Source organism: Tsukamurella pseudospumae (genome assembly GCF_001575205.1).
Taxonomy (GTDB): Bacteria; Actinomycetota; Actinomycetes; order Mycobacteriales; family Mycobacteriaceae; genus Tsukamurella; species Tsukamurella pseudospumae.
Window position 1 is genome coordinate 173,419 of sequence record NZ_LSRE01000009.1, and the last position, 22,945, is coordinate 196,363.

Annotated in this window: 26 protein-coding genes; 15 read left to right on the plus strand and 11 right to left on the minus strand. The window is 70.2% G+C overall.

Annotated elements, in window-relative coordinates; genetic code table 11:
• Positions 1-83: 83 nt before the first annotated feature.
• The gene (locus AXK61_RS06925; protein ID WP_068744430.1) at positions 84-1,232 is read right to left on the minus strand and encodes an FAD-binding oxidoreductase; all 1,149 of its coding nucleotides are present in this window, start codon (positions 1,230-1,232) and stop codon (positions 84-86) included.
• A gap of 229 nt (positions 1,233-1,461) precedes the next feature.
• On the opposite strand from AXK61_RS06925, the gene AXK61_RS06930 reads away from it, so the two are divergent.
• From AXK61_RS06930 to clpB, 5 genes are all read left to right on the plus strand, one after another.
• The gene (locus AXK61_RS06930; RefSeq protein ID WP_068744432.1) at positions 1,462-2,259 is read left to right on the plus strand and encodes an SGNH/GDSL hydrolase family protein; all 798 of its coding nucleotides are present in this window, start codon (positions 1,462-1,464) and stop codon (positions 2,257-2,259) included.
• A gap of 21 nt (positions 2,260-2,280) precedes the next feature.
• The gene (locus AXK61_RS06935) at positions 2,281-3,561 is read left to right on the plus strand and encodes a lipase family protein (protein ID WP_082789255.1); all 1,281 of its coding nucleotides are present in this window, start codon (positions 2,281-2,283) and stop codon (positions 3,559-3,561) included.
• Between the two features lie 51 nt (positions 3,562-3,612).
• A complete protein-coding gene (locus AXK61_RS06940) occupies positions 3,613-4,236 on the plus strand; it encodes an SGNH/GDSL hydrolase family protein (protein ID WP_068744435.1) in 624 nt (207 codons plus the stop codon).
• Between the two features lie 33 nt (positions 4,237-4,269).
• Positions 4,270-5,760, plus strand: a complete 1,491-nt coding sequence (locus AXK61_RS06945) for a serine/threonine-protein kinase (protein WP_068573965.1) — start codon at positions 4,270-4,272, stop codon at positions 5,758-5,760.
• A gap of 189 nt (positions 5,761-5,949) precedes the next feature.
• Complete coding sequence (gene clpB, locus AXK61_RS06950; RefSeq protein ID WP_068744437.1) at positions 5,950-8,502, plus strand: ATP-dependent chaperone ClpB; 2,553 nt, start codon at positions 5,950-5,952, stop codon at positions 8,500-8,502.
• Positions 8,503-8,575: 73 nt separating this feature from the next.
• Here clpB and AXK61_RS06955 read toward each other — a convergent pair whose 3' ends face one another.
• Entirely contained in the window at positions 8,576-10,045 is a 1,470-nt protein-coding gene (locus tag AXK61_RS06955; protein WP_068744439.1) for an FAD-dependent oxidoreductase, read from the minus strand.
• A 64-nt stretch (positions 10,046-10,109) separates the two neighbouring features.
• Between AXK61_RS06955 and AXK61_RS06960 the strand changes: the two genes are divergently transcribed.
• Positions 10,110-11,138, plus strand: coding sequence for an alpha/beta hydrolase (locus AXK61_RS06960; RefSeq protein ID WP_068744441.1), 1,029 nt, complete (start codon positions 10,110-10,112; stop codon positions 11,136-11,138).
• The gene (locus tag AXK61_RS06965; protein WP_068744444.1) at positions 11,135-11,509 is read left to right on the plus strand and encodes a PPOX class F420-dependent oxidoreductase; all 375 of its coding nucleotides are present in this window, start codon (positions 11,135-11,137) and stop codon (positions 11,507-11,509) included. The genes AXK61_RS06960 and AXK61_RS06965 overlap by 4 nt, the downstream gene beginning before the upstream one ends.
• An 84-nt stretch (positions 11,510-11,593) precedes the next feature.
• Here the strand turns inward: AXK61_RS06965 and AXK61_RS06970 are convergent, their stop codons facing one another.
• Both AXK61_RS06970 and AXK61_RS06975 read right to left on the minus strand, forming a co-directional pair.
• Complete coding sequence (locus AXK61_RS06970) at positions 11,594-11,857, minus strand: DUF202 domain-containing protein (protein ID WP_068744446.1); 264 nt, start codon at positions 11,855-11,857, stop codon at positions 11,594-11,596.
• Entirely contained in the window at positions 11,854-12,240 is a 387-nt protein-coding gene (locus tag AXK61_RS06975; protein WP_068744448.1) for a YidH family protein, read from the minus strand. Before AXK61_RS06975 ends, AXK61_RS06970 begins: the two co-directional genes overlap by 4 nt.
• Positions 12,241-12,335: 95 nt before the next feature.
• Here AXK61_RS06975 and AXK61_RS06980 point away from each other — a divergent pair, with 95 nt between their 5' ends.
• Genes AXK61_RS06980 through AXK61_RS06995 form a run of 4 tightly spaced genes read left to right on the plus strand, consistent with a single transcriptional unit; the run spans position 12,336 to position 14,753 of the window.
• Positions 12,336-12,797 carry a hypothetical protein gene (locus AXK61_RS06980; protein WP_156485590.1) on the plus strand — a complete coding sequence of 154 codons (462 nt, stop codon included), beginning with the start codon at positions 12,336-12,338 and terminating at the stop codon, positions 12,795-12,797.
• 32 nt (positions 12,798-12,829) lie between these two features.
• Positions 12,830-13,519, plus strand: a complete 690-nt coding sequence (locus tag AXK61_RS06985) for a type III secretion system chaperone family protein (protein WP_156485591.1) — start codon at positions 12,830-12,832, stop codon at positions 13,517-13,519.
• Positions 13,516-14,046 carry an orotate phosphoribosyltransferase gene (gene pyrE / locus AXK61_RS06990; protein WP_068744454.1) on the plus strand — a complete coding sequence of 177 codons (531 nt, stop codon included), beginning with the start codon at positions 13,516-13,518 and terminating at the stop codon, positions 14,044-14,046. The genes AXK61_RS06985 and pyrE overlap by 4 nt, the downstream gene beginning before the upstream one ends.
• Positions 14,043-14,753 carry a TrmH family RNA methyltransferase gene (locus tag AXK61_RS06995; RefSeq protein WP_068744455.1) on the plus strand — a complete coding sequence of 237 codons (711 nt, stop codon included), beginning with the start codon at positions 14,043-14,045 and terminating at the stop codon, positions 14,751-14,753. Before pyrE ends, AXK61_RS06995 begins: the two co-directional genes overlap by 4 nt.
• Before the next feature lie 3 nt (positions 14,754-14,756).
• Here the strand turns inward: AXK61_RS06995 and AXK61_RS07000 are convergent, their stop codons facing one another.
• Together AXK61_RS07000 and AXK61_RS07005 are read right to left on the minus strand one after the other, a co-directional pair.
• Positions 14,757-15,128 (minus strand): type II toxin-antitoxin system VapC family toxin, encoded by a 372-nt coding sequence (locus tag AXK61_RS07000; protein WP_068573990.1) that lies wholly within the window; start codon positions 15,126-15,128, stop codon positions 14,757-14,759.
• Entirely contained in the window at positions 15,125-15,361 is a 237-nt protein-coding gene (locus AXK61_RS07005) for a type II toxin-antitoxin system Phd/YefM family antitoxin (RefSeq protein ID WP_068573992.1), read from the minus strand. Before AXK61_RS07005 ends, AXK61_RS07000 begins: the two co-directional genes overlap by 4 nt.
• A gap of 133 nt (positions 15,362-15,494) precedes the next feature.
• On the opposite strand from AXK61_RS07005, the gene AXK61_RS07010 reads away from it, so the two are divergent.
• Genes AXK61_RS07010 through AXK61_RS07020 form a run of 3 tightly spaced genes read left to right on the plus strand, consistent with a single transcriptional unit; the run spans position 15,495 to position 17,168 of the window.
• Positions 15,495-16,610 carry a glycoside hydrolase family 76 protein gene (locus AXK61_RS07010; RefSeq protein WP_068573994.1) on the plus strand — a complete coding sequence of 372 codons (1,116 nt, stop codon included), beginning with the start codon at positions 15,495-15,497 and terminating at the stop codon, positions 16,608-16,610.
• A 37-nt stretch (positions 16,611-16,647) separates the two neighbouring features.
• The gene (locus AXK61_RS07015; protein WP_068575263.1) at positions 16,648-16,881 is read left to right on the plus strand and encodes a type II toxin-antitoxin system ParD family antitoxin; all 234 of its coding nucleotides are present in this window, start codon (positions 16,648-16,650) and stop codon (positions 16,879-16,881) included.
• Positions 16,878-17,168: a type II toxin-antitoxin system RelE/ParE family toxin gene (locus AXK61_RS07020; protein WP_068744457.1), complete on the plus strand. Its 291-nt coding sequence runs from the start codon at positions 16,878-16,880 to the stop codon at positions 17,166-17,168. Before AXK61_RS07015 ends, AXK61_RS07020 begins: the two co-directional genes overlap by 4 nt.
• 239 nt (positions 17,169-17,407) lie before the next feature.
• Here AXK61_RS07020 and AXK61_RS07025 read toward each other — a convergent pair whose 3' ends face one another.
• Positions 17,408-17,629, minus strand: coding sequence for a hypothetical protein (locus AXK61_RS07025; protein ID WP_068573999.1), 222 nt, complete (start codon positions 17,627-17,629; stop codon positions 17,408-17,410).
• Positions 17,630-17,665: 36 nt separating this feature from the next.
• On the opposite strand from AXK61_RS07025, the gene AXK61_RS24865 reads away from it, so the two are divergent.
• Positions 17,666-17,899: a hypothetical protein gene (locus AXK61_RS24865; RefSeq protein ID WP_156485592.1), complete on the plus strand. Its 234-nt coding sequence runs from the start codon at positions 17,666-17,668 to the stop codon at positions 17,897-17,899.
• A gap of 53 nt (positions 17,900-17,952) precedes the next feature.
• Here the strand turns inward: AXK61_RS24865 and AXK61_RS07030 are convergent, their stop codons facing one another.
• From AXK61_RS07030 to AXK61_RS07045, 4 genes are read right to left on the minus strand one after another with little or no spacing between them, the layout of a single operon-like run.
• The gene (locus tag AXK61_RS07030; protein ID WP_068744458.1) at positions 17,953-19,614 is read right to left on the minus strand and encodes an ABC-F family ATP-binding cassette domain-containing protein; all 1,662 of its coding nucleotides are present in this window, start codon (positions 19,612-19,614) and stop codon (positions 17,953-17,955) included.
• 31 nt (positions 19,615-19,645) lie between these two features.
• Positions 19,646-20,281, minus strand: coding sequence for a DedA family protein (locus AXK61_RS07035; RefSeq protein WP_068744460.1), 636 nt, complete (start codon positions 20,279-20,281; stop codon positions 19,646-19,648).
• A 9-nt stretch (positions 20,282-20,290) separates the two neighbouring features.
• The gene (locus tag AXK61_RS07040) at positions 20,291-20,992 is read right to left on the minus strand and encodes a DedA family protein (protein ID WP_068744524.1); all 702 of its coding nucleotides are present in this window, start codon (positions 20,990-20,992) and stop codon (positions 20,291-20,293) included.
• A gap of 46 nt (positions 20,993-21,038) precedes the next feature.
• On the minus strand, positions 21,039-22,910 hold the full coding sequence (locus AXK61_RS07045; RefSeq protein ID WP_068744462.1) for a Na+/H+ antiporter: 1,872 nt from the start codon (positions 22,908-22,910) through the stop codon (positions 21,039-21,041).
• Between the last annotated feature and the right edge of the window lie 35 nt (positions 22,911-22,945).

A 22,945-nucleotide genomic window follows, 5' to 3' on the forward strand; every position in this document is an offset into this window, starting at 1 on the left:
GACCTCCCCCTTGTTGCAGTAGCGGGGAGGTGAGCTGGGGGCGGGGAGGCGAGGCCCCAGCGGGGAGCGCGGACCGACGGTGTTCACAGCGGGTCGTGCAGCACATCCTCCGGGGCGGCGCCGCGGGAGATCGCGGCCTCGCGCGCGGCGCGCAGCAGGCCCTTCGGGCCGGCGATCAACACCTGTCGTCCGGTGAGGTCGAGGTCGGCCATCGCGTCGACCAGCGAGCCGTGCCGCAGCGGCAGGCTGCGGTACGCGGTGGCGGGGCGCTTGAGCCACCAGGGATCCCGCCGCGCATCGGTCACCTGCGTCACCTTCAGCCACGGATTCGTGGCGGCGAGCGGCGCCAACGAATCCGAGTCGTAGAGCAGCCCCGGCGATCGCGCCCCCAGCAGGAGGTGCACGTCGGGGTTGTCGGCGTTCATGCCCATGGCCAGCAGGATCGACTTCATCGGTGCGAGGCCCGTGCCCCCGGCGATCATGGTGACCGGACGGTCACCGTCGGGCCGGAGAAGCCCGTGGACCTGCCCGAAGAGCCACAGGTCCCCGACGCGGGTCTCGGCGAAGACGGTGCTCGAGACGTACCCGCCGTTGACCGACCGGATGTGGAACTCGACCTGCCCCTGCGTGTTCGGCGGTACGGCGATCGAGAGCGGGCGCCACTGCCGCGGGACCTGAGGGATCTGCGTCTCCACGTACTGGCCGGGCCGGAACAGGAGGGGCTCGTCGGTCACGAGCCGCACGACGGCGAGCCCCGGGTGCGGTCGGAGCACCTCGACGACGCGGCCCGTGCGGCGGGCGGGCGTGGGATCGGAGTGCGCGCCGCCGCGCATCACGCCGGTCAGCAGCCGCACGCCCTGCTCGAGCACCTCGGCGTCCTCGGGATCCAGCCCGCCGTGCGGACGGTAGACCGCGTGCACCTCCGCGATGAGCGCGTCGGTCATCGTGTCGTAGTTCGCCTCGGTGAGCCCGTACTTGCGGTGGTCGCGGCCGAGTTGCGCGAGGAACTCGATGAGTTCGTCGTGGCCCTCGGTCTTCGGAATCGCGGTGAAGACATGGTCGAGCACCCGGTGGAACACGGCCCGGTGCGCCGTCATGCTGGCGGGGAACAGGTCGCGCAGCGACGGATCCATCGCGAAGAGCCGGGCGAACAGGTTCTTGGTGAACTCGTCGGCCTCCGGGCGGATGTCGGCGGCGATCTGCGCCAGACCGTGCCGTGAATGCGAACCCACCTCGCGTCCGCTCCTGCCCGTTGGAACCCGTACCTGACCCGACCATTCTACGTGCAGGCGCATGCCGGGAGTCGGACGCGGATCACACGCGTCGAGGCGGGCCGGGTCGCCGGCGATCGAGTACATTCCTTGCAGGAGCCCGCGGCATCACGCCGCGGGTTCGTCCTGTGCGAGCCGCGAGCCGGATCGCCACCACGATCCACCGAGCTCAAGAGAAGGGCCCGCCGCCATGGCCGCACCGCGGAACCGTCGTCACCTGCGTCGATTCGGATACGGCGTCGCGCTCGGCGCAGGCATCGCGTTCGCCCCGTTCGCGATCGCGGCCGCGTCGGCGGACCCCGGCGCAGGGCAGGGCGGCTCCGTGAACACGAATGGCGCGCAGCCGGTGGCCACGCAGCGCATCGCGCTCGCGAAGCCCGTCGCCCTGGCGAAGCCCGCGGGCCGCTTGGCGCCCCGCGCCGCCCCTGCCGGCGGCCGGACCGCGCCGCGCATCCAGTCGGCCGCGGACCGTCGCCCGGTCGTCGTGATCGGCGCGTCGGTCTCGGCCGGCAAGGAGGTCCCGAGCGTCGACGCCTACCCGCGTCAGGTCCGGGCCATCTCGGACCGTCCCGTCCTGGTCAGTGCCCGCAGCGGCGCAGGCTACGCGGACGGATCCATGGCCCAACTCACCCGCGCCGCCGACCTCCCGCGCACCAACCCGTCGCTGGTCGTGTTGCAGGCCGGCACCAACGACGTCGGCGCGTCGCCCGGCGTCGTCGCGGGGCAGGTGCGGCAGGTCGTGTCGACGGTGCGCCGGCAGGCGCCCGGCGCCAGGATCGCCGTGGTCACCGTGTTCCCGTCCATCCACAACGGCGCCGCGGCCCGCAGTACCGACGCCGCGATCGTCGGCGCCGCGCGGGCGGTCGACCCGTCCGTCGCTGTCATCTCGCCGCTGAACGAGGGGTGGCGCTACCGTGCGTCCGCCGACGGGCACCCCGGCATCGCCGCGCACGAGCGCCTCGCCGAGCGAGTTTTTGCACTCGCCTGAATTCGGCATTAGCCTGAGGCGATGACGCCCAGGATCCCGCGACCGCCTCTTCCCGAGGGCGACCCCTTCCTCGTTCCGGTCGCGGGTTTCGCGGACGCGGCGCCCGGCGCGATCCTACGGAGCCGCCGCGTCGAGCTGGGCGTGTTCGGCGGCGTGCGGATCCCGCACCGCGCCTGGCAGGTCCAGTACCGCACCGCCGACCACGACGGTGCGCCGCAGACCTCCATCGCCACGCTGATCCTCCCGGCCGGTGCCGCCGACGGTCCGCGGCCGCTGCTGTCCTTCCAGTGCGCGATCGACTCGCTCTCGCCGCGCAGTTTCCCGTCGTACGCGCTGCGCCGCGGCGCCCGCGCGTACGGTTCGGCGACCCGCTGGGAGCTGCTCGTCGTCGGAATGGCGCTCGCCCGCGGCTGGGCGGTCGTCGTTCCCGATCACGAGGGCACGTCCGGGAACTGGGGCGTGCCCCGCGAGTCCGGGTACTGCACGCTCGACGGGATCCGTGCGGCCCGCGCCTTCGCGCCCTTCGGCATCAGCCCCCAGGATCCGACGGTGCTGTTCGGCTATTCCGGCGGCGGCCTCGCCACCGCCTGGGCCGCGGAGTTGCAGCCCTCCTACGCGCCGGAAGTACCGCTGGCCGGCGCCGTCGCGGGGAGTCCCGTCGGCAATCTGCGCAACACCTTCCTGCGGCTCGCGGGCGGTCCGTTCGGCGGCCTCGCGCTCGCCGTCGTCGCGGGCCTCTATCGCGCCTACCCGGACTTCCGGGCCGACCTCGACGCGCACAGCACTCCGCAAGCGCGGGAACTGCTCGCGAGCGCTGCGGAGTTCAGCACGATCGGGGCGGTTGCCCGGTTCCGCGGGTTCGACGTCGGATCGGTCCTGACTATGCCCCTCGAGGAGTTCCTGGCACGGCCCGCGCAGGCGGCGATGTTCGCCGACATCGAACCCGGGCGGGAGGCACCGTCGTGCCCCTTGCTGGTGGTCCAGGCCGTCCGCGACCCGATCATCTCCGTCGACGACGTCGACGGACTGGTCGCGAGCTACCGGGAGCAGGGGGCCGTCGTCGACTACCTGCGCGACGGCGCGTCCGAGCACCTCACCGCCCTGGTGCTGTCCGTGACGCCGAGCCTGGACTGGCTCGCTGCGCGGATCGCCGGGGTGCCCGGGCGGGACCGGACGCGTTCGACGGTGCTCGCCGCTCGCCCGAGCGTCTGGCGGGGTCTGCTCCGGCACGGCGCCGTCGTCGCGCGGACGGCTGGTGGCCGAGTGCTCGGGTCGCGGCGGCGGATCGGATCCGCTACGTAACAAGAGTTGCGGAAGTTATGCATGTGGCGAGTGTTGTGTCACGATGTCGGCATGAGCGTGTCGCGTTTGGGGGTCATCGTCGGGATCGGAGCCCTCGTGGCGTCCGTGGGTGCGGCGCCGGTCGCCGCTGTGCCCGCCACACAGGGCTCCGACGGGCGCCCGATCGTGGTGATCGGCGCGTCGATCTCGACGGGGTACGAGGTGGCCGGTGTCGTGGCCTATCCGCGGATGATCAGCGCCATCGCCGGCCGCTCGGTGTACCTCAGCGCGCGCAGCGGCGCCGGGTACAACGACGGTGCGATCGCCGGGCTCACGCAGGCCGCGAACCTGCCCGCGCATGATCCGTCGCTCGTCGTGGTGCAGGCGGGGTCCAATGACGTGGGCGCCTCGACGTCCGCGATCGACGCCCAGGTGCGGCAGGTCATCACGACGGTCCGCCGGCAGGCGCCGAACGCCAAGGTCGCGCTGATCACGGTGTTCCCGACGGTCCGCGGCAGCGGCCCCGACGCCCGCGCCACCGAAGCCGCCATCGTGGGCGCCGCCCGGTCCGTCGATCCGACGGTGTCCGTCATCTCGCCCCTCAGCGAGGGCTGGGTCTACGGGTCCAGCGCCGACGGCCACCCCGATGCCGCGACCCATCAGAAGCTCGCGGAGCGCGTCGCCGCCCTGGCGTAGATCCGTTGCTATCGTTCATCCTGGGAGGGAACGATGCTGGAACCAGGGGAAGTCTTCGCCGGATACACGATCGAGCGGCGTCTCGGTGCGGGCGGCATGGGTGAGGTCTACGTCGCGCGGCATCCCCGGCTGCCGCGGCGTGAGGCTTTGAAGGTGCTGGCGCCGAATCTGGCTGACGATGCGCAGTTCCGGGCGCGGTTCGAGCGGGAGGCCGACCTTGCTGCGTCGCTGAGCCATCAGAACATCGTGGCGGTGCACGATCGGGGCGAGACCGACGGCCGATTGTGGATCGCGCTGGACCTCGTCGACGGGGTAGACCTCGGCGAGGTGGTGCGCCGCGGGCCGATGCCGGTCGGGGAGGTCGCACGGGTGGTGGGCGACGTGGCTTCGGCGCTGGACTTCGCCGGTGCGCAGGGGCTGATCCATCGGGATGTGAAGCCGGCGAACATCATGGTGAGTACCACCGGCCGGGTGCTGCTGACCGATTTCGGGATCGCGCGGTTGGGCGCGGAGAACTCCGAGCTGACCGGGACCGGGATGACGCTCGGAACCATCAGCTACGCCTCGCCGGAGCAGTTGCAGGGGCAGCCGGTGGATGCGCGGTCTGATCAGTACTCCTTGGCGGCGACTGCCTTTCACCTGTTGACCGGGTCGGTTCCGTTCACGAACACCAATGCCGGCGCAGTGATCGTCGCGCATGTGACGGCGCCGGTACCGAGTGTGCGGGTGGCCCGGCCGGAGTTGAGTGCGCGGGTCGATGCAGTGATCGCGCGGGGGATGGCGAAGTCGTCGGCGGACCGGTATCCGTCGAGCGAGGCCTTTGCCGCCGAGCTGGCTGCCGCGCTTGTGGAAGCGGCCGGAAGCGTGGCTCCCATTGATCCGACGATGATTGCGCCGGACCGCACGGTCATTCGCCCGGTGCTTCACAGTGACGATCCGTCAACAGGGAGGCCTCCCAACAAGTCGCGTTCGAAAGCCACTTCGACGCGGATCGTGGGCGCCATTGCTGCCATCTCAGGCTTGGCGGTGGTTGCAGGTACTTTCGGCCCTTGGGTGGTAACGACATTCAATCGCGAGGGATCGGTGTATACGGACCGAACGCCGGGGCTCGGCAAGACGTACTCGGATGTCGTCCAGCCCGGTGGAGCCTGGAAGCTTCTGTCCAACGGAGATTGGTATCTGGGGATAACCGATATGGGAATCGCCGCTGTGGTCGTCGGAAGTCTGATCGCCCTTGTGGGAGTAGCCCTCGCGGTCACCGCACGGCGTGTAGTCGCAGTCGTAGGAGCAGTACTCGGCGCTGTCGGCGTCGCGGGCGGGCTGTATGTCATGGTCAATCCGGACGTGGTGGACCAGTCGAGCAGTTGGCTGGGTTCGACAACATCGACCGGCTGGGGTCTGTGGATGGTGATGGTTGGCGCGGTGGCTGCCCTGGCCGCCTGCGCGACGGAAGTGGTCGCGAGCGCTGTCGATCAGGGGATCGAGGCTGCGCGCCCTCGGGTGCAGACGAGGATGAACGGGTAGCCGCGCACAACCGCGTGAGTGGCGAGACGCCGGCGACGTAGCGTGAATGTGGTGCGGGTCACCGTCGAATTGCGGGTTGAGCGGAACAGACTCAAGACTGTGGCGGTTGAACATGTCAGTAGGCATACTTGAGTGGAGAGCGCTCAGGTTGCACGACAAGTTCCGTCACGACCGCAGGAGGTCCAGTAAGTGGATTCGTTCAACCCCACCACCAAGACGCAGGCCGCGCTGACCTCGGCCCTGCAGGCGGCGTCGTCCGCGGGTAACCCGGAGATCTCTCCGGCGCACCTGCTGGTGGCGTTGCTCGACCAGACCGATGGGATCGCCGCGCCGCTGCTCAAGGCGGTCGGCGTCGATCCCGTTACCGTGCGCAACCGTGCGCAGGAGATCGTCGACCGTAAGCCGAAGGCCAGCGGGTCCAGCTCCACGCCGCAGCTCAGCCGTGAGTCGATCGCGTCCATCAGTGCCGCGCAGAAGCTCGCGACCGAGATGGGCGACCAGTTCGTCTCCACCGAGCACGTCCTCTACGGCCTCGCGGAGGCCGGCGGCGAGGCAGCACAGGTGCTCGGCAACGCGGGCGCGAACCCGCAGGCGATCCGCGACGCCTTCACCGCCGTCCGCGGCAGCGCGAAGGTCACCTCCCAGGATCCCGAGGGCCAGTATCAGGCGCTCGAGAAGTACTCGACCGACCTCACCGCGCGGGCCCGCGAGGGCAAGCTCGACCCGGTCATCGGGCGCGACAACGAGATCCGTCGCGTCGTCCAGGTGCTGAGCCGGCGTACCAAGAACAACCCGGTGCTGATCGGCGAGCCCGGCGTCGGCAAGACGGCCATCGTCGAAGGGCTGGCGCAGCGCGTCGTCACCGGCGACGTGCCGGAGTCCTTGCGCGACAAGACCGTCGTCTCCCTCGACCTGGGTGCGATGGTCGCCGGCGCCAAGTACCGCGGCGAGTTCGAGGAGCGGCTCAAGGCCGTGCTCGACGAGATCAAGGACTCGGCCGGGCAGATCATCACCTTCATCGACGAGCTGCACACCATCGTGGGTGCCGGTGCCACCGGCGATTCCGCCATGGACGCGGGCAACATGATCAAGCCGATGCTGGCCCGCGGCGAACTGCGACTCGTCGGCGCCACCACGCTCGACGAGTACCGCCAGTACATCGAGAAGGACGCCGCGCTCGAGCGCCGGTTCCAGCAGGTGCTGGTCGGCGAGCCGAGCGTGGAGGACACCGTCGGGATTCTGCGCGGCCTCAAGGAGCGCTACGAGGTGCACCACGGCGTGCGCATCACCGACTCCGCGCTGGTCGCCGCCGCGTCCCTGTCGGACCGCTACATCACGTCGCGGTTCTTGCCGGACAAGGCGATCGACCTCGTCGATGAGGCCGCCTCGCGCCTGCGGATGGAGATCGACTCGCGCCCCGAGGAGATCGACGCCGAGGAGCGACTGGTCCGTCGCCTCGAGATCGAGGAGATGGCGCTGTCCAAGGAGTCCGACGCCGCGTCGAAGGACCGCCTGGAGAAGCTGCGCGGCGAGCTCGCCGACCACAAGGAGAAGCTGGCCCAGCTGAACTCGCGCTGGCAGAACGAGAAGGGCGCCATCGACTCGGTGCGCGCGCTCAAGGAGCAGCTCGAGACCCTCAAGGGCGAGTCGGAGCGCGCCGAGCGCGACGGCGACCTCGGCCGGGCCGCGGAGCTGCGCTACGGCCAGATCCCTGCGCTGGAGAAGGAACTCGACGATGCGGTGGCCAAGTCGGGTGCCGCGTCCGACGGCGAGGTCATGCTCAAGGAGGAGGTCGGCCCCGACGACGTGGCCGACGTGGTCTCCGCCTGGACCGGCATCCCCGCCGGTCGCATGCTCGAGGGTGAGACCGCGAAGCTGCTGCGCATGGAGTCCGAGATCGGCAAGCGCGTCATCGGCCAGACCGCGGCGGTCGAGGCCGTCTCGGATGCGGTGCGCCGCACTCGTGCCGGCGTCGCCGACCCGAACCGGCCCACCGGCTCGTTCCTGTTCCTCGGCCCCACGGGCGTGGGTAAGACGGAGCTGGCGAAGGGGCTCGCGGAGTTCCTCTTCGACGACGAGCGCGCCATGGTTCGCATCGACATGTCCGAGTACGGCGAGAAGCACTCCGTCGCACGGCTCGTCGGCGCGCCCCCCGGATACGTCGGCTACGAGGCCGGCGGCCAGCTGACCGAGGCCGTGCGGCGCCGCCCCTACACGGTGGTGCTGTTCGACGAGGTCGAGAAGGCGCACCCGGACGTCTTCGACGTGCTGCTGCAGGTGCTCGACGAGGGCCGGCTCACCGACGGTCAGGGTCGCACGGTGGACTTCCGCAACACGATCCTGATCCTCACGTCCAACCTGGGCGCGGGCGGCACGCCCGAGCAGGTGATGGCCGCGGTGCGCGCGAAGTTCAAGCCGGAGTTCATCAACCGGCTCGACGACGTGCTGATCTTCGACGCCCTGAGCCCGGATCAGCTCGGCGGCATCGTCGACATCCAGCTGGACCAGCTGCGCAAGCGACTGTCCCAGCGTCGCCTCGAGCTCGAGGTCTCCGACGATGCGCGGAGCTGGCTCGCGGAGCACGGTTTCGACCCGCTCTACGGCGCGCGGCCGCTGCGTCGGCTGGTGCAGCAGGCAATCGGCGATCAGCTCGCCAAGGCCTTGCTCGCAGGCGATGTCCGCGACGGCGACACGGTGCAGGTCACCCTCTCGCCCGACGGTGACCGCCTCATCGTCGGCTAGTACGACCCCGTTCGACCCGGACAAGCGGGCGCGACCACCTCGGTCGCGCCCGCTTTCGTGTGCCCGGACCGGGTCAGGCCGGAGGAGCGGGGAGGGCCCCGGCGTGGAAGTCCGTCACCAGGGCGTCGACGGTGCCGCGGGCGTCGAAGCGGTTCGTTCCGATCACGCCGGTCGCGCCGCGCCTGCTCCACCCCGCCGTGTACACGCCGGGGAGGGCGGCACCGTCGGGGCCGAGGACGCGACCGTCCGTGTTGGGGATGACCCCGCGCGCCTCGTCGTAGGGCACACCCGGCACGGAGGTGCCCCGCAGCCCGATCGACGCCAGCACCATGCCGCAGTCGAGGCTCCCCGGCGCGCCGTGGTCGTCGAAGGCGACGGACAGCGCACCGTCGGAGGAGGTGATACCGGTGGGCGGCGTGCCGAACCGGAGCACCACCCTGCGCTCGCCGGACCCCGCCGAAGCAGGCGGAAGAGCGTGCAGCAGAGCCAGTTTCTGCGTGCGATAGAACCGCGTCTGCTCGTCGACGGCATCGTCGGAGGGCTCGACGAGGTCCCCGGGTTCGACGACCACCGGCACGGTGCGGGCGAGCCCCACCAGCTCCGGCGACGTGAACGCGGCGTGCTCCGGACCGCGCCGGCCGAGCACCACGACCTCCCGCACCCGCGAACCCCTCAGGGCAGCAAGGGAATCGTCGGTCATGTCGGTGTCGGCGAAGGTCTCGGGGTCGGCGGTGAGGATCCGCGCGACGTCCAGTGCGACGTTCCCGTTGCCCAGCACCACGACCCGCTCGCGCGTGAGATCGACAGCGAGACCGGCGAAATCGGGATGGCCGTTGTACCAGGCCACGAAGTCGGCGGCGGCGGTCACGCCCGGCAGATCCGCTCCCGGCAGGCCCAATGTGCGGCCGTGCAGCGACCCCACCGCGTAGACCACGGCGTGGTGGGTGCGAGCCAGATCCTCGTGCGAGACCTCCTCGCCGACCCGCACCCCGAGGTGGGTCGTGACGCCCTTCTGTGCACGGGATTTCGCGAACTGCTCCTGGACCTTCTTGGTGTCGGCGTGGTCGGGCGCGACGCCGAACCGGACCAGCCCGCCCGGCTCCGACAGGCGTTCGTACACGTCGATCTCGGCGCGGACGTCGATCCGGCTCTGCAGCTCGCTCACCACGTAGTGTCCCGCCGCGCCGGCGCCGACCACGGCGATCCGCAGCGTCGCGGCGTCCGAGGCGGGGCGTTTGCGGCCGAGTCGCGGGTCGGCGTACGGGTGATCGCGGTCCGCCGCCGACCCCACCGCCCGGTAGTACTCGGCGTTCATCGCCTCGAACGGCGCCATCTCCGTCGTCAGCTCGTAGTCGGTGGTGATCGCGCCCACCGGGCACGCGTCGATGCAGGCGCCGCAGTCGATGCACACGTCCGGGTCGATGTAGAGCATCTCCGCGGTCGCGTACTCCGGCTCGTCGGGCGTGGGGTGGATGCAGTCCACCGGACACTCCGGAACGCACGACCCGTCGTTGCAGCAGTTCTGGACGATCACGTGGGGCATACCTCGATAGTGGGCCGCGGGCCGCGCCGGGGCAAGGAGTCGCGCCGCGTGTCAGTCTGTATTCATGACCGCGCTCACCCCGCACATCGCCCGGACCCCGCGCCACACCACCGCGTACCTCGCGTCCGGACCGGTCGACGGTCCGCTGCTGGTCTTCGTGCACGGCTGGCCCGAGCTCGGATACTCCTGGCGGCACCAGCTCCGCGCGCTGGGGGCGCTGGGCCTCCGGTGCGTCGCGCCGGACATGCGCGGCTACGGATCGTCGACGGTGCACCCGGAGAAGACGGCCTACCGTCGGGAGGAGGCGGTGGCCGACATGCTGGAGTTGCTCGCCGCGCTGGGCCGGAGCCGCGCGATCTGGATCGGGCACGACTGGGGCGGGCCGGTGGTCTGGAACATCGCGACCCATCACCCCGAGGTCGTCGACGCCGTGGCCTCGCTCAACGTGCCGCACCTGCCGGCGAGCGGGCCGTCGATGCTCGACCTGATCGATCGCGACAAGTACCCCGCCGACGAGTACCCGTACGGCCAGTGGGACTACCAGGTGCACTACCTCAGGGCCTTCGACGAGGTGACCGACCAGTTCGAGAGCGACCTGCCCGGTCTGATCGCGGCGCTGTTCCGAAGCGGTGAGCCCCGGCATCTCGAGGGGCCGGCGCCCACCGCTCTGGTCAGCCGCAACGGCGGCTGGTTCGGCGGCGGCCCGGTGCCGCAGCTGCCGCTCGACCCCGCAGTGCTGACCGCCGAGGACCACGCCGTCTACGTCGCGGCCTTCGAGCGGGGCGGCATGGCCGGCCCGAACTCCTGGTACGTCAACGGCAGGGCCGACGCCGACTACGCGAGGGAGGAACTGGACGGCGGCCGCATCGACAAGCCCGCGTTGTTCCTGCACGGCCGCTACGACGCGATCCTGAACACCGTCGGGACCCGGCTCGCCGACCCGATGCGGGAGGCGTGCACCGACCTCACCGAGGTGATCGTCGACTCCGGGCACTGGATGGGCGAGGAGAAGCCCGCCGAGGTCAACGCCGCGATCGCGGGTTGGATCGCGCGCAGCGTGCCGGCGGCCTGGCCGGTTACGCTGGGCGCATGAGCAGCGTTGCTGATGTCGCGGACGCCAAGTACGTCCTGCTGACCACCTTCCGCAAGGACGGCACGCCCGTCGCCACCCCGATCTGGGCCGTGCGCGACGGCGCCGACCTCGTGGTGTGGACCGTCGCCGATTCCTGGAAGGTCAAGCGGCTGCGGCGCAACCCGTCGGTCCTGGTCCAGGCGTGCGACACCCGCGGCAAGCAGACCTTCGGGCCCGAGGTCGCCGGGACCGGCGAGGTCTTCGACGGCTCCGCAGCCGCATCGAAGATCGCGAAGAAGTACGGAATCCTCGGGTGGCTCACGGTCACCGGTTCCAGGATCCGACGGGGCGCCGACGGCACCGTCGGGATCCGGGTTCGCGACGTGGCGTGAGCTGACGGCGACCGGCGATCGCCGGATTCTTCTGCGGATTCCGGCGGGGTCACCGGTGTGTCGTCGCCGGAAGCCGCAATGGATTCAGAACCCGACGAACCCGACCGCCGCGAGCGTCACCACGCACCCCACCAACACCCCGTGCGACACCGGCGGCCGCAACCGCAGCATCACCACCGCGACCACAGCCACCACCAGGCACAGCAGCGCCGCCGCCGGTCGCGCGGGCACCGTCGCCCTGCCGACGATCGCCGAGGTCATCAGCACCGCGACGACGGTCCGTACGCGCGCCAGTCGGGTCCGCTCGGCCGCCAGACCCGACGGTGCACCCGCCCCGCCCTCGCTCACGTCACCAGCATCGCGACGGCCAGCACGACCCCGGCGAGCACGATCAGGGCCGCCAGCACGATCGTCGCGGGCGATCCGCGCAGGTCGCGGCCGGTGCGCATCGCGCCCTCCACGGACAGCCACCGTCGGAACGCGTACCCGGCCAGCCCCGCCGCGACGACCAGGAGCACGACCACCAGCGGCGTCCGCACCGCGTCCGGTGCGACTGACGGTGCGAACGCCTCCAGGCCCACCGCCGCGGCGACGAGTCCCAGCGAGGTCCGGATCCAGGCGAGGAAGGTGCGCTCGTTGGCGAGGGTGAAGCGCGCGTCCGGCGCCTCACCCTCGGTGAGGTCGCGCGGCGGCCACAGATGTCCCACGCCGACAACGCTAGCGGGGGTCATAGAGATTCGCTCGCCACATTCACAGGCGCGTCTCAGACACGCCGAATAGGTTCGCGCATGGTGTCGTCGAGGCGCCGCGGTGGTACGGAACGGACGTGAGGGAGGTGGTCGCCGTGGGTGGTGACGCCCGCGCCCGCAGCCCGTGGCCCGCTGTCCTGCTGTGCCTCCTCGGTATCGGCGTGGTCGGGGCGGGCATCGCGTACGCGCTGCACGTGTCGTCCGAGCTGGGCGGTTCCCGGCGCGTCCTGCCGGCCGCGCAGTCCGCCGGCGTCCCGGTGAGCGACCCGAAGACCGTGGCCATCACGCCCGGTCGTGAGGTGATCGGCGCAGTCCTCACCGTCGCCGACGACGCCATCACCGTGCGTTCCGCGCCGGGCGGGCAGACCGTCGCGCTGAAGACCGGCCCCACCACCCAGGTGACCACGACGCACGGCAGCAGACTGACCGACATAGAGGTCGGTGACGTCGTGATGATTCAGGTGAGTGCCGACGGCAGGGCGGCACTCGCGATCTACTCCGGCCAGATCTCCGTCGCCGGTACCCCGTCGGTCGGGTGAACTCCCCGGTCGACCCGCTACTGTAGGTGTCGATGTCGTACGTAGTGTTCCTGATCCTCGCGGTGGTGTGCGCGGCGCTCGCAGCCGCGCTCATCTGGTATGAGCGCACCCACTCGCCCAACATGCACTCCGAGCGCGCCGATTGGGCCGCGTCGCGGGAGTTCGTCTACAAGGCGGCGGACCCGTCGCTGCACGACGAGTTCCACCGCGGCGGCATGGCCGTCGCCGGCGATCCCGCGATCATCGACGTGGCCCACGGCGCCTACTTCGGGGCCGCCGCCTACGTCTTCGACCTGCAGGACGTGCTCACGGTCGCGGCCGTCAACCGCGGCGCGTCGTCCGGCGCGCTGCTGGACCTGCGGCCCGGGAACGCGCTCCCGCCCACCGAGCCGGGCATGGAGCCCCTGGGCTCGCTGGGCCCGCGGGTGCTGTACACGAACAACGCCGAGGTCGCGCGCCGCGTCGCCGACCGCCGGATGATCACCTTCGCCGAGCAGGTGCCCGAGCACATCGAGTCGCTGTGGAACGAGGGGGAGTGGACGCTGGCGGCGATGCCGACCACCGACGACCCCGAGGACCTCGACGAGGCGCTCGAGGCCGTCCGCCGTTTCGGCGACCTGCTGCGCGTCCTCCCGCCGGAGGGCCACGCCCGCGTGCTCGCCTCAGGTGGTCCGCGCGACCCGGGTCAGCCGGAGCCCGTCCGTTCGGAGGGCCGACGGTGACCGACAAGGCGCGGCTCGCCGAGCTGGTCCGCGAGCTCGCCGTGGTCCACGGCAAGGTCACGTTGTCGAGCGGCCGCGAGGCGGACTACTACGTGGACCTGCGTCGCGCCACACTGCACCACGAGGCCTCGCCGCTCATCGGTGCGCTCCTGCGCGAGCTCACCGCGGACTGGGACTACGCCGCCGTCGGCGGGCTGACCCTGGGCGCGGACCCCGTCGCGACCGCAGTGATGCACGCGCCAGGCCGCCCGATCGACGCGTTCGTGGTCCGCAAGGCCGCGAAGGCGCACGGCATGCAGCGCCAGGTCGAGGGGCCTGATGTGGTGGGCAAGCGCGTCCTCGTCGTCGAGGACACCACGACCACCGGCAACTCGCCGCTCACGGCGGTGCGCGCGCTCCGGGAGATCGGCGCCGAGGTGATCGGCGTCGCGACCGTCGTCGACCGCGCGACCGGCGCCGCCGACGTCATCGCCGCGGAGGGCCTCGAGTACCGCTCGGTGCTCGGCCTCGCCGACCTGGGACTGTGACCTCCGAGCCCGGCCCGGACGGGCTCGGGCAGGACGAAGCGCTCGGGCCGACCGAGTGGGTGACGGGCCTGCCCGGACCGCACACCGTCGGGCTGGGGCCGTGGGCCGAGGAGAATCCCGGCGTTCCGGCCCCCGTCGATCCCCACTACGACCCGGAGCTGCTCGCCGAGGGCGACCGTCGCAACGTGGTCGACGCGTATCGGTACTGGACGCGGGAGGCGATCGTCGCCGACCTCGACGCCCGCCGGCACCCGTTCCACGTGGCGATCGAGAACCTGGGGCACGACGCCAACATCGGCACCGTCGTACGGACCGCGAACGCCTTCGGTGCGCAGGCGGTGCACATCGTCGGGCGCAAGCGGTGGAACCGCAGGGGCGCCATGGTCACCGACCGCTACCAGCACCTGCACCACCACGCCGACACCGAGGCGCTCGCGGCCTGGTGCGCCGCCGCGGGCCTGCCCATCGTCGCCGTCGACAACCTGCCCGGCTCCGTGCCGCTGGAACGCGCGTCCCTGCCCCGACGGTGCCTCCTCCTCTTCGGGCAGGAGGGCCCGGGAGTATCCGGGGGCGCGCGGCACGTCGCGGATTCGACGGTGTCCATCGCTCAGTTCGGCTCGACCCGCTCGATCAACGTGGGTGTGGCGGCGGGCATCGCCATGCACGCCTGGATCCGCGAGCACGCGGACCTCGACGCCGCCTGGTGAGTACTAGGCGGTGTCGACGTCGTAGGCGCGGATCCGATCGTCGACCGTCAAGATCGGAACCTGCTCGACGATGCACTGGGCGACCAGCATCCGGTCGAACGGATCGCGATGGTGCCAGGGGAGGTCACGAAGAACGGCGGCATGGCGGACATCCAGGGGCAGCAACGTGAAGCCCTCGTCGATGAGGAACTCCTCGGTCATCTTCGGTGCATTCAACTTGCCGAGTGACGACTTGATGGCTACCTCTGCCACTGCGACCGACGACACGAGGGCTGTGTTCTTCTCCTCTTGGATCAGCGACCGGTGCGTTGCAGACAACTTCTGGCTGTCGGCGAGCCACCACAGGAGGACACGGGTATCGACGAGGAGTCTCACTCGCCGTACCAGTCCTTCAGTTCCTGGTCGGTGAGGTCGTCGAAGTCGTCAGCGATCTCGACCCCTGCCCATGCCCCGGGACGCCGCGCGGGATGGTCCGGGAAATAGGGCACGATCCGGGCGACCGGCTTGCCGTTTCGTGTGATGGTCATCTTGTCTCCTTGCTCGGCACGCGCGACCAGCCGCGAGAACTGCGTCTTCGCGGCGTAGATGTTGAACTCGGCGCTGCCCATACGCGCATCATACCTGGATTGGTCAGACCTGACCAGGTCCGTGTGGCCGCTGAGTGGGGTGTGGCGGACCCCGATTGGCTCGTCTGACCTGCGCGGACGTGCACACGTCGGTGGTGCGTGATGTGATGTCACCATGACGGTGGTCGAGTGGAATCAGCGCGCCGCTGCGGCGCAGGCTGCGGTGGTCGAGCGGCACCTGCGGCCCGTCTGGGGGATCCCCGCGACGCGCCTCGGCACGCCCGCCTACCCAGCCTCGCGGCGGGACGCGCTGTTCGTCAGCTGGAACTACTGGTGGCAGGCCCACCTGCTCGACGTGGCCGTGGACGCCTACGTGCGGGACGGCGCACCGTCGACCCGGAAACTGGTGCTGCGGATCGCCCGCGGGCACCGTCTGCGGAACCTGTTGCGCGTCACCAACTCCTATTACGACGACATGGCTTGGATGGGGCTCGCGCTGGAGCGGGCGCAGCGGCACGCGGGCCTGAACGCCTCGCGACGGCTGCGAGTGCTGCGCGACGAGCTGTACGACGCGTGGGTGCCCGAGGCGGGCGGCGGTGTCACCTGGCGCACGAAGGGGCTGTTCCTCAACGCGCCGGCCAACGGTCCGGCGGGTATCTTCCTCGCCCGGATGGGCCGGTTCGAGCGAGCCGAGGAGACCTCGGACTGGCTGCACCGCAGGCTCCTCGACCCGGACACCGGCCTGATCGACGACGGGGTCGACGGTGACTACGCCGACCCCGAGGGCGGGAAGCGCTATCCGGAGAAGTACTCGTACAACCAGGGCGTCACGATCGGTCTGGACACGGAGCTCTCGTCCGACCTGGCGCCGCGGCACGCCGAGCGTGCCGCCGCGCTCATCGCCGCTGTCGCCGAGCACATGACCTCTCGCGGCGTCGTGACCGGCGGTGGCGGGGGCGACGGGGGCCTGTTCAACGGCATCCTCATCCGCTACCTCGCGCTCGCTGCGCTGCAGCTGCGCGGCCCGGGGGCCGACGATGCCCGCGAGGCCGCGGCTGAGATCGTCTTCGCCTCGGCAGAGGCCGCGTGGCACGGCACCCGCGAGATCGACGGGCGTGTCATCTTCTCCGCGGACTGGACCCGCGACGCCCGGATCCCGGGCTCCACGGACACCCCCGCCCACTTCACGGGTGGCACCGTTCGCGGCAGCAGCACCCCCGAGCGCGACCTGTCCGTGCAGATCGGCGGGTGGATGGCCATGGAAGCGGCCGCGGCTCTGGCACGCAGTTGAGCTCAGTCTCATACCAATGATTGGTATGATGGCCGACATGGCGACGAACACCTCGATCAGCCTCGACGATCATTTCGTCGACTTCCTCGCGCGAGAGGTGTCGACAGGGCGCTACCGGTCCGCGAGCGAAGTCGTGCGCGCCGGCCTGCGTCTGCTGGAAGACCAGGAGACGCAGATGTCCGTGCTTCGCGCTGCGCTGGTCGCGGGCGAGGAGAGTGGACCGGCCGAGGACTTCGACTTCGACGCGTTCATCGCGGCCAAGAAGGAGTGAACAGGTATCGGCTCACGCCGGCCGCGCAACGTGACCTGTCCACCATCTGGGACTTCACCGTCGAGCGGTGGGACATCGACCAAGCGGAGACCTACCTCACCGAGATCCGTGCCGCATTCGAACGCATCGCGACGGAGCCGGATCGTGGTCGGCGGTGCGACGATGTCCGCGACGGCTATCGCCGCTACGGGATCGGTAGTCACCTGATCTACTACCGGCAGCGCATCGACGGCGTGGACGTCATCCGCGTCCTTCATCAGCGCATGGACCCAACTCGCCACCTCTGATCTGATTCGTCAGCTCGTGTAACGAATCCAATCCACCTCACACGACCACCACTACCAGCAACGATGAAACCGAGATCACCCGATGTCCGTCTCATTTGTGCAATTCAGGAGCGGCCCTCAGTCCTCGCTGAAGACTCCGCCGTGCAGATCGGAGGATGGATTGGCGGTGGAGGCCGCGGCGGGGCTGGCGCGGAACTGACGTCCGTCGCGAACCGTGAAGATTCCTGAACCCGTCAGTCCTAATTGCAGTCGGCCGTCGTCTTGTACGTGACGCACGTGTACGCGATCCCGCCCCTCTGGACGTTCTCGATCGTCGGCGACGCCCACGGTTGCCAGAGCATGATCCCGAGCGCGATCAGGCCGACGAAGATCAGGAACGATGCGTTCTTGATCGCTCGGATCAGTTGCTGGGCGTCCGTCGTGATGTAGAGCCGACCGTCATCCGGTATTTCCTCCGTCATGAGCGAACCGTATCAGCGATGCTTCATACTGAACACGTGGATGCGGGAGCTGTAGTCATCGTCGTCGTCGCTGTCGCGGTGACCTTTGTTCCGATCGTTCTCATGGTCGTCGTTCGCAGACGGCAGAAGCGCGGCGAATGGTCAGGCGGCTTCACCCCGGGCTTCCGCAAGTGGACGCTCGGAGAAGAGGACGAATGGCGGAACGTGCCGCCGTCCAGCTACGACATCGGCAGCGCTCACCACGAGCCACCACCCGACGGTAAGCGCTGACCCGGCACTTCAGGTGCGTCCCGCGCACGCGCCGAGTCGCCCGAACGATGTCCTCAGTCCTCGCTGAAGACTCCGCCGTCCATCCGCCAGCGCCGCGTCGCGCGCACGGTGTGGAGCATCCGGCGGTCGTGGGTCACCAGGATCACCGTGCCGTCGAAGGACTCGACCGCCTGCTCCAACTGCTCGATCGCGGGCAGGTCGAGGTGGTTCGTCGGCTCGTCGAGGACGAGCAGGTTCACCCCGCGGGCCTGCAGCAGCGCCAATGCGGCGCGGGTCCGCTCACCCGGGGAGAGCGACGATGCCGGGCGCAGCACGTGGTGCCCGCGCAGCCCGAACTTGGCCAGCAGCGTCCGGACGTCGGCGGGCGGCGTGTCCGGCACCTCGGCGCAGAAGGTGTCCAGCAGCGGACCGTCGGACAGGAAACGACCGCGAGCCTGGTCGACCTCGCCCACCTCGACGCCGGACCCGAGCGCCACCGTCCCGGCGGACGGCGCGATCCGTCCGAGCAGGAGCCCGAGGAGCGTCGATTTGCCGGCACCGTTCGGGCCGGTCAGCAGGATCCGGTCGCCGTACTCGACGCTCACGCTCACGGGCCCGACGGTGAGCCTCGGGTACTCGACGCACGCGCCCGACGCCGTCACCACGACCGTTCCGCTCCGCGGGGCCGCGAGGATCGACATCCGCAGCTCCCACTCCTTGCGAGGCTCATCGACCGCCTCGAGTCGTTCGATGGCGCGCTCGGTCTGCCGCGCCTTCGAGGCCTGCTTCTCCGTGGACTCGAGGCGCGCCTTCCGGCCGGCCTTGTCGGGGTCGCCGTTCTTCATCTTCCGGCGCGCATTCCGCACGCCGTGCTCCATCCAGTTCCGCTGCATCTGCGCGCGGTCCTGCAGACCCGACAGCTTCCCGGCGTACTCGTCGTACTCCTCGCGGGCGTGCCGGCGTGCGACCTCGCGCTCGGTGAGGTAGGCCTCGTATCCGCCGCCGTAGACGCCGATCTGCTGTTGTGCGAGGTCCAGCTCCACGACCGTCGTCACGGTGCGCGCGAGGAACTCCCGGTCGTGCGAGACGAGAACCATCGCCGTCGTGCCTGAGCTCTCCGTGACGAAGCGCTCCAGCAGTTCGAGACCCGCGAGGTCCAGGTCGTTGGTCGGCTCGTCCAGGAGCAGCACGTCGTACCGGGACGCCAGCACCGCGGCCAGCCCCGCGCGGGCGGCCTGCCCTCCCGAGAGCCCCGTCATCTCGGCGTCCGCGTCGGCGAGTCCCACCTCGTCGAGGATCGCGGCCAGCCGCTGGTCCAGGTCCGCGCCGCCGAGCGCGAGCCACCGGTCCAGCGCGGGCGTGAACGGATCCGAGTCCGGAGCCGTATCGGACAGGGAAGCGAGGGCGAGAGCGGCCGCGTCCATCGCCTCCTGCGCCGCCGCGACGCCCGTGCGCCGACCGACGAAGTGCGCCACCGTCTCCCCGGGCCGGCGTTCGTGCTCCTGGGCGAGGTACCCCACGGACGCGTCGGCCGGCGAGAGGTCGACGGTGCCGGAGACGTCCGGTCCGCCGTCCGCGCCGACGCCGGCGAGGAGTGTGAGCAGGGTCGACTTCCCTGCGCCGTTCGCGCCGACCAGCCCGACCACCTCGCCCGGGGCGATCACGAGGTCGAGGCCGGTGAACAGGGTCCGGTCGGCGTACGCGACGGACAGGTCGCGGGCGGTCAGCACGGTCACCGTCGGGCCACCGGACGTGCGAGCGGGGCCATCAGTCCTCCAGATCGACGGTGACGTTCTGCTTGGACATCTCCCGCCGGTAGCCGACGATCCCGATGATCGTGCCGACGACGAGCATGACGATCATCCCGCGCAGGGCCCAGTCCAGGACGAACTTGTAGTCCTTGAGCGCGGAGGACGCGTAGTAGCCCACGAGCAGGAGGAAGGGTGCCCAGATCAGCGAGCCGAGGACCGACGCGAAGGTGAACTTGCGCTTGTCCATCCCGACGGCACCGGCCACCAGCGGGCACAGGGTCCGGACCCACGGGATCCAGCGGGCGATGAGCACCGAGAAGAAGCCGTGCTTGTCCATCAGCTCCTTGACGCGGTGCAGGTTGTGCGCGTTGAGGTAGCGCCCGTCCTTCTTGGCGAGCACGTGATCGCCCATCTTCACGCCGATCCGGTAGCCCACGTGGTTGCCGGCGATCGCCGCGAGGAACGCCGCCACCGCGAGGCCCCACACCGACATCGAGGAGTGCCCCGTCGTGGCCATCGCGAGGCCGGCGGTGAGGAGCAGGGAGTCGCCCGGGAGGAACAGTCCGATGATGAACGCGCACTCGCAGAAGACGAATCCGGCCACGACGAGCCAGATCATCACCGGCCCGGCGCTCTGGACGAATTCGAGCACTGCTGGGGCCTATGCGGCCGCGTCGGTGCGGCGGCCCGCGAGGTACTTCTTCACGGCGCCCAGGGCGATCGGGAGTACCGAGACCAGGACGATCACGATGAAGATGATGTCGATGTGCTGGCGGACCCAGGTGATCTTGCCGAGCCACACGCCGAGCAGCAGGATACCGTCGGCCCAGACCACCGCACCGATGATCGTCCACATGATGAACTTCGCGAAGGTCATCTTGGCCGCGCCGGCTGCGATGGGGGCGAACGTGCGGACGAACGGGACGAACCGCGCCAGCACGAGCGTGGCGGGGCCGTACTTCTCGAAGAACGCGTGCGACTCGTCGAGGTACTTGGTCTTGAGGAAGCGGGCGTCGGGCGTGAAGAACTTCTCGCCGCCGAAACGGCCGATGAAGTAGCCGACGATCGCGCCGAGAACAGCCGCTATCGGCGTCGCGACGAGCAGTACCGGCAGCGACATCGCCGAACCCTCGTACTGCACGTCCTGGGCCGCGGCACTGGCCGTACCGGCCGCCGCGAGGAGGCCCGCGACGAACAGCAGCGAGTCGCCCGGGAGGACCGGGAAGAGGACGCCCGACTCGATGAACACCACCAGCAGCAGGCCGATCAAGGCGATGCTGCCGAAGGCGTTGAGGACGGCGATGGGGTCGGTGATGTCCTTGAGGGCGAACGCCTGCATGGTGGTCGAGGCGGCCAGAGTCAGGTCGTTGAGAGGCACGACGACCAGAATACCGGCCCGGACGCCGGTTCTACTTCAACAGTTCGTCGATGTAGCACCATCGCCAGGATTCCCCGGACTCGAAGCTGCGGATCACGGGGTGGTTCGTCGTCTCGTGGTGCGCGGTCGCGTGCTTCCCCTCGGACGAGTCGCAGCATCCGACGTGCCCGCAGGTCAGGCAGAGTCGGAGGGCGACGGGGTTGTCCCCGTCGGCGATGCACTCGAGGCAGGTCTCGCTCAGCGGTACCGGGTCGGCGAAGGCATCGGAGACGCGGAGATGGTCACACTCCTCGTGCGACCACGGCGGGGTGAGGAGTTCCGCCACCGCGACGCGCTCGCTGCGGACCGCGGACACCGTGAGCATCGCCTCCTCGACGTCGAGGTTGCTGAGGACCTGCTCGAGGACCTCGTGGTCGCCCTGGCCGGTGTCGCGCAGCCGCAGCACCTCGTCGCGCTCCGCTTCGATCATCTGCAGCCGGATCTCGCGGACCTGTGCCGCGGGGGTGTTGTTCGACTCCGGGCCGAGGCGCTCCCAGAACGACCGCTCGCGGGTGATCGCGAGGTCGCGGATCCGGTCGATCACCGGCGCGGGGACGGTGTTCTGCGGGCTCGCGGCGATCGTGTCCAGGCGTTCGATCCCGGCCGTGATCGCGGCCCGCATGACCACCGCCTGCTGCAGCGCGTCGGTACGGGCGTTCGGCCCCCGGACCTTGAGCAGCTTGGCCAGCCCCGGCAACGTCGAACCCTGGATCAGCAGGCTGCCCGCCACGACGACCATGGCGGCGAACACGAGGACCTCCCGGTCCGGACAGTCGGCCGGGAGGATGAACGCGGCGGCCAGGGTCACCACGCCGCGCATGCCGGCCCACGAGAGCACCGTCATCTCGCCCGCCGACAGGCGTTCGCTCCGCTCGCCCACCCGGATCGAGATGAGGGCGGACGGAGCGCACCACACCACCCGCGCGACGATCACCGTCGCCATGACGGCCGCGCAGGTCGTGATGATCAGCGGCCAGCCGACCGAGGAGTTCGCGGCTCCCTCGAAGATCGTGCGCATCTGCAGGCCGATGAGGAGGAACACGGAGTTCTCCAGCAGGAACTGGAGGGTGTTCCAGTTGATCCGCGCGGACATGCGGCCGATCGCGGTCTGGTCGGTGGGCGCTTTGTAGGCGACGATCAGCCCGGCGACGACCACGGCGACCACGCCCGAGCCGTGGATGTGCTCGGCGGGGAGGTAGGCGAGCCACGGGCTGATCAGGGTGATGCCGGTGGTCAGTACGGGGTCGATGAGGCGGCGCAACAGGAAACGCAGGATCAGTGCGATGACGACGCCGACGACCACACCGCCCACAGCGCTCAGCGCGAACGAGCCGAGGACCTGCCAGAATCCGACGGTGCCCGCGATCGCCGCGATCGCGGTGCGGAGCAGCACGATCGAGGTCGCGTCGTTGAACAGGGATTCGCCCTCGAGGAGCGTGGTCACCCGTCGCGGCAGGCCGATCCGACGCCCGACAGCGGTGGCGGCGACCGCGTCCGGCGGCCCGACGATCGCGCCGAGCGCGAGCCCCGCGGCGAACGGGATGTCGAGCAGCCAGGAGGCCACCGCACCGACCGCGGCAGCGGTGAACAGCACGAGCCCGACCGACAGCATGCCGATCGGGCGGATGTTCTCCTTGAAGTCGACCAGCGAGGCCTTCGACGCGGCCGCGTAGAGCAGCGGCGGCAGCAGACCCAGCAGCACGACGTCGGGATGCAGCGGGACATCGGGGATCTGCGGGACGAAGGACACGCCGATGCCCACGACCGTGAGCACGAGCGGCGCGGCCAGACCGAACCGGTCGCACAGTGCACTGACCACGAGAACGGTGGCCACCAGAGCGACCAGCCCAACTGCAAGCTCCATGGGCGATAGTCTTTCACCTGGAAACGCAGAACCGC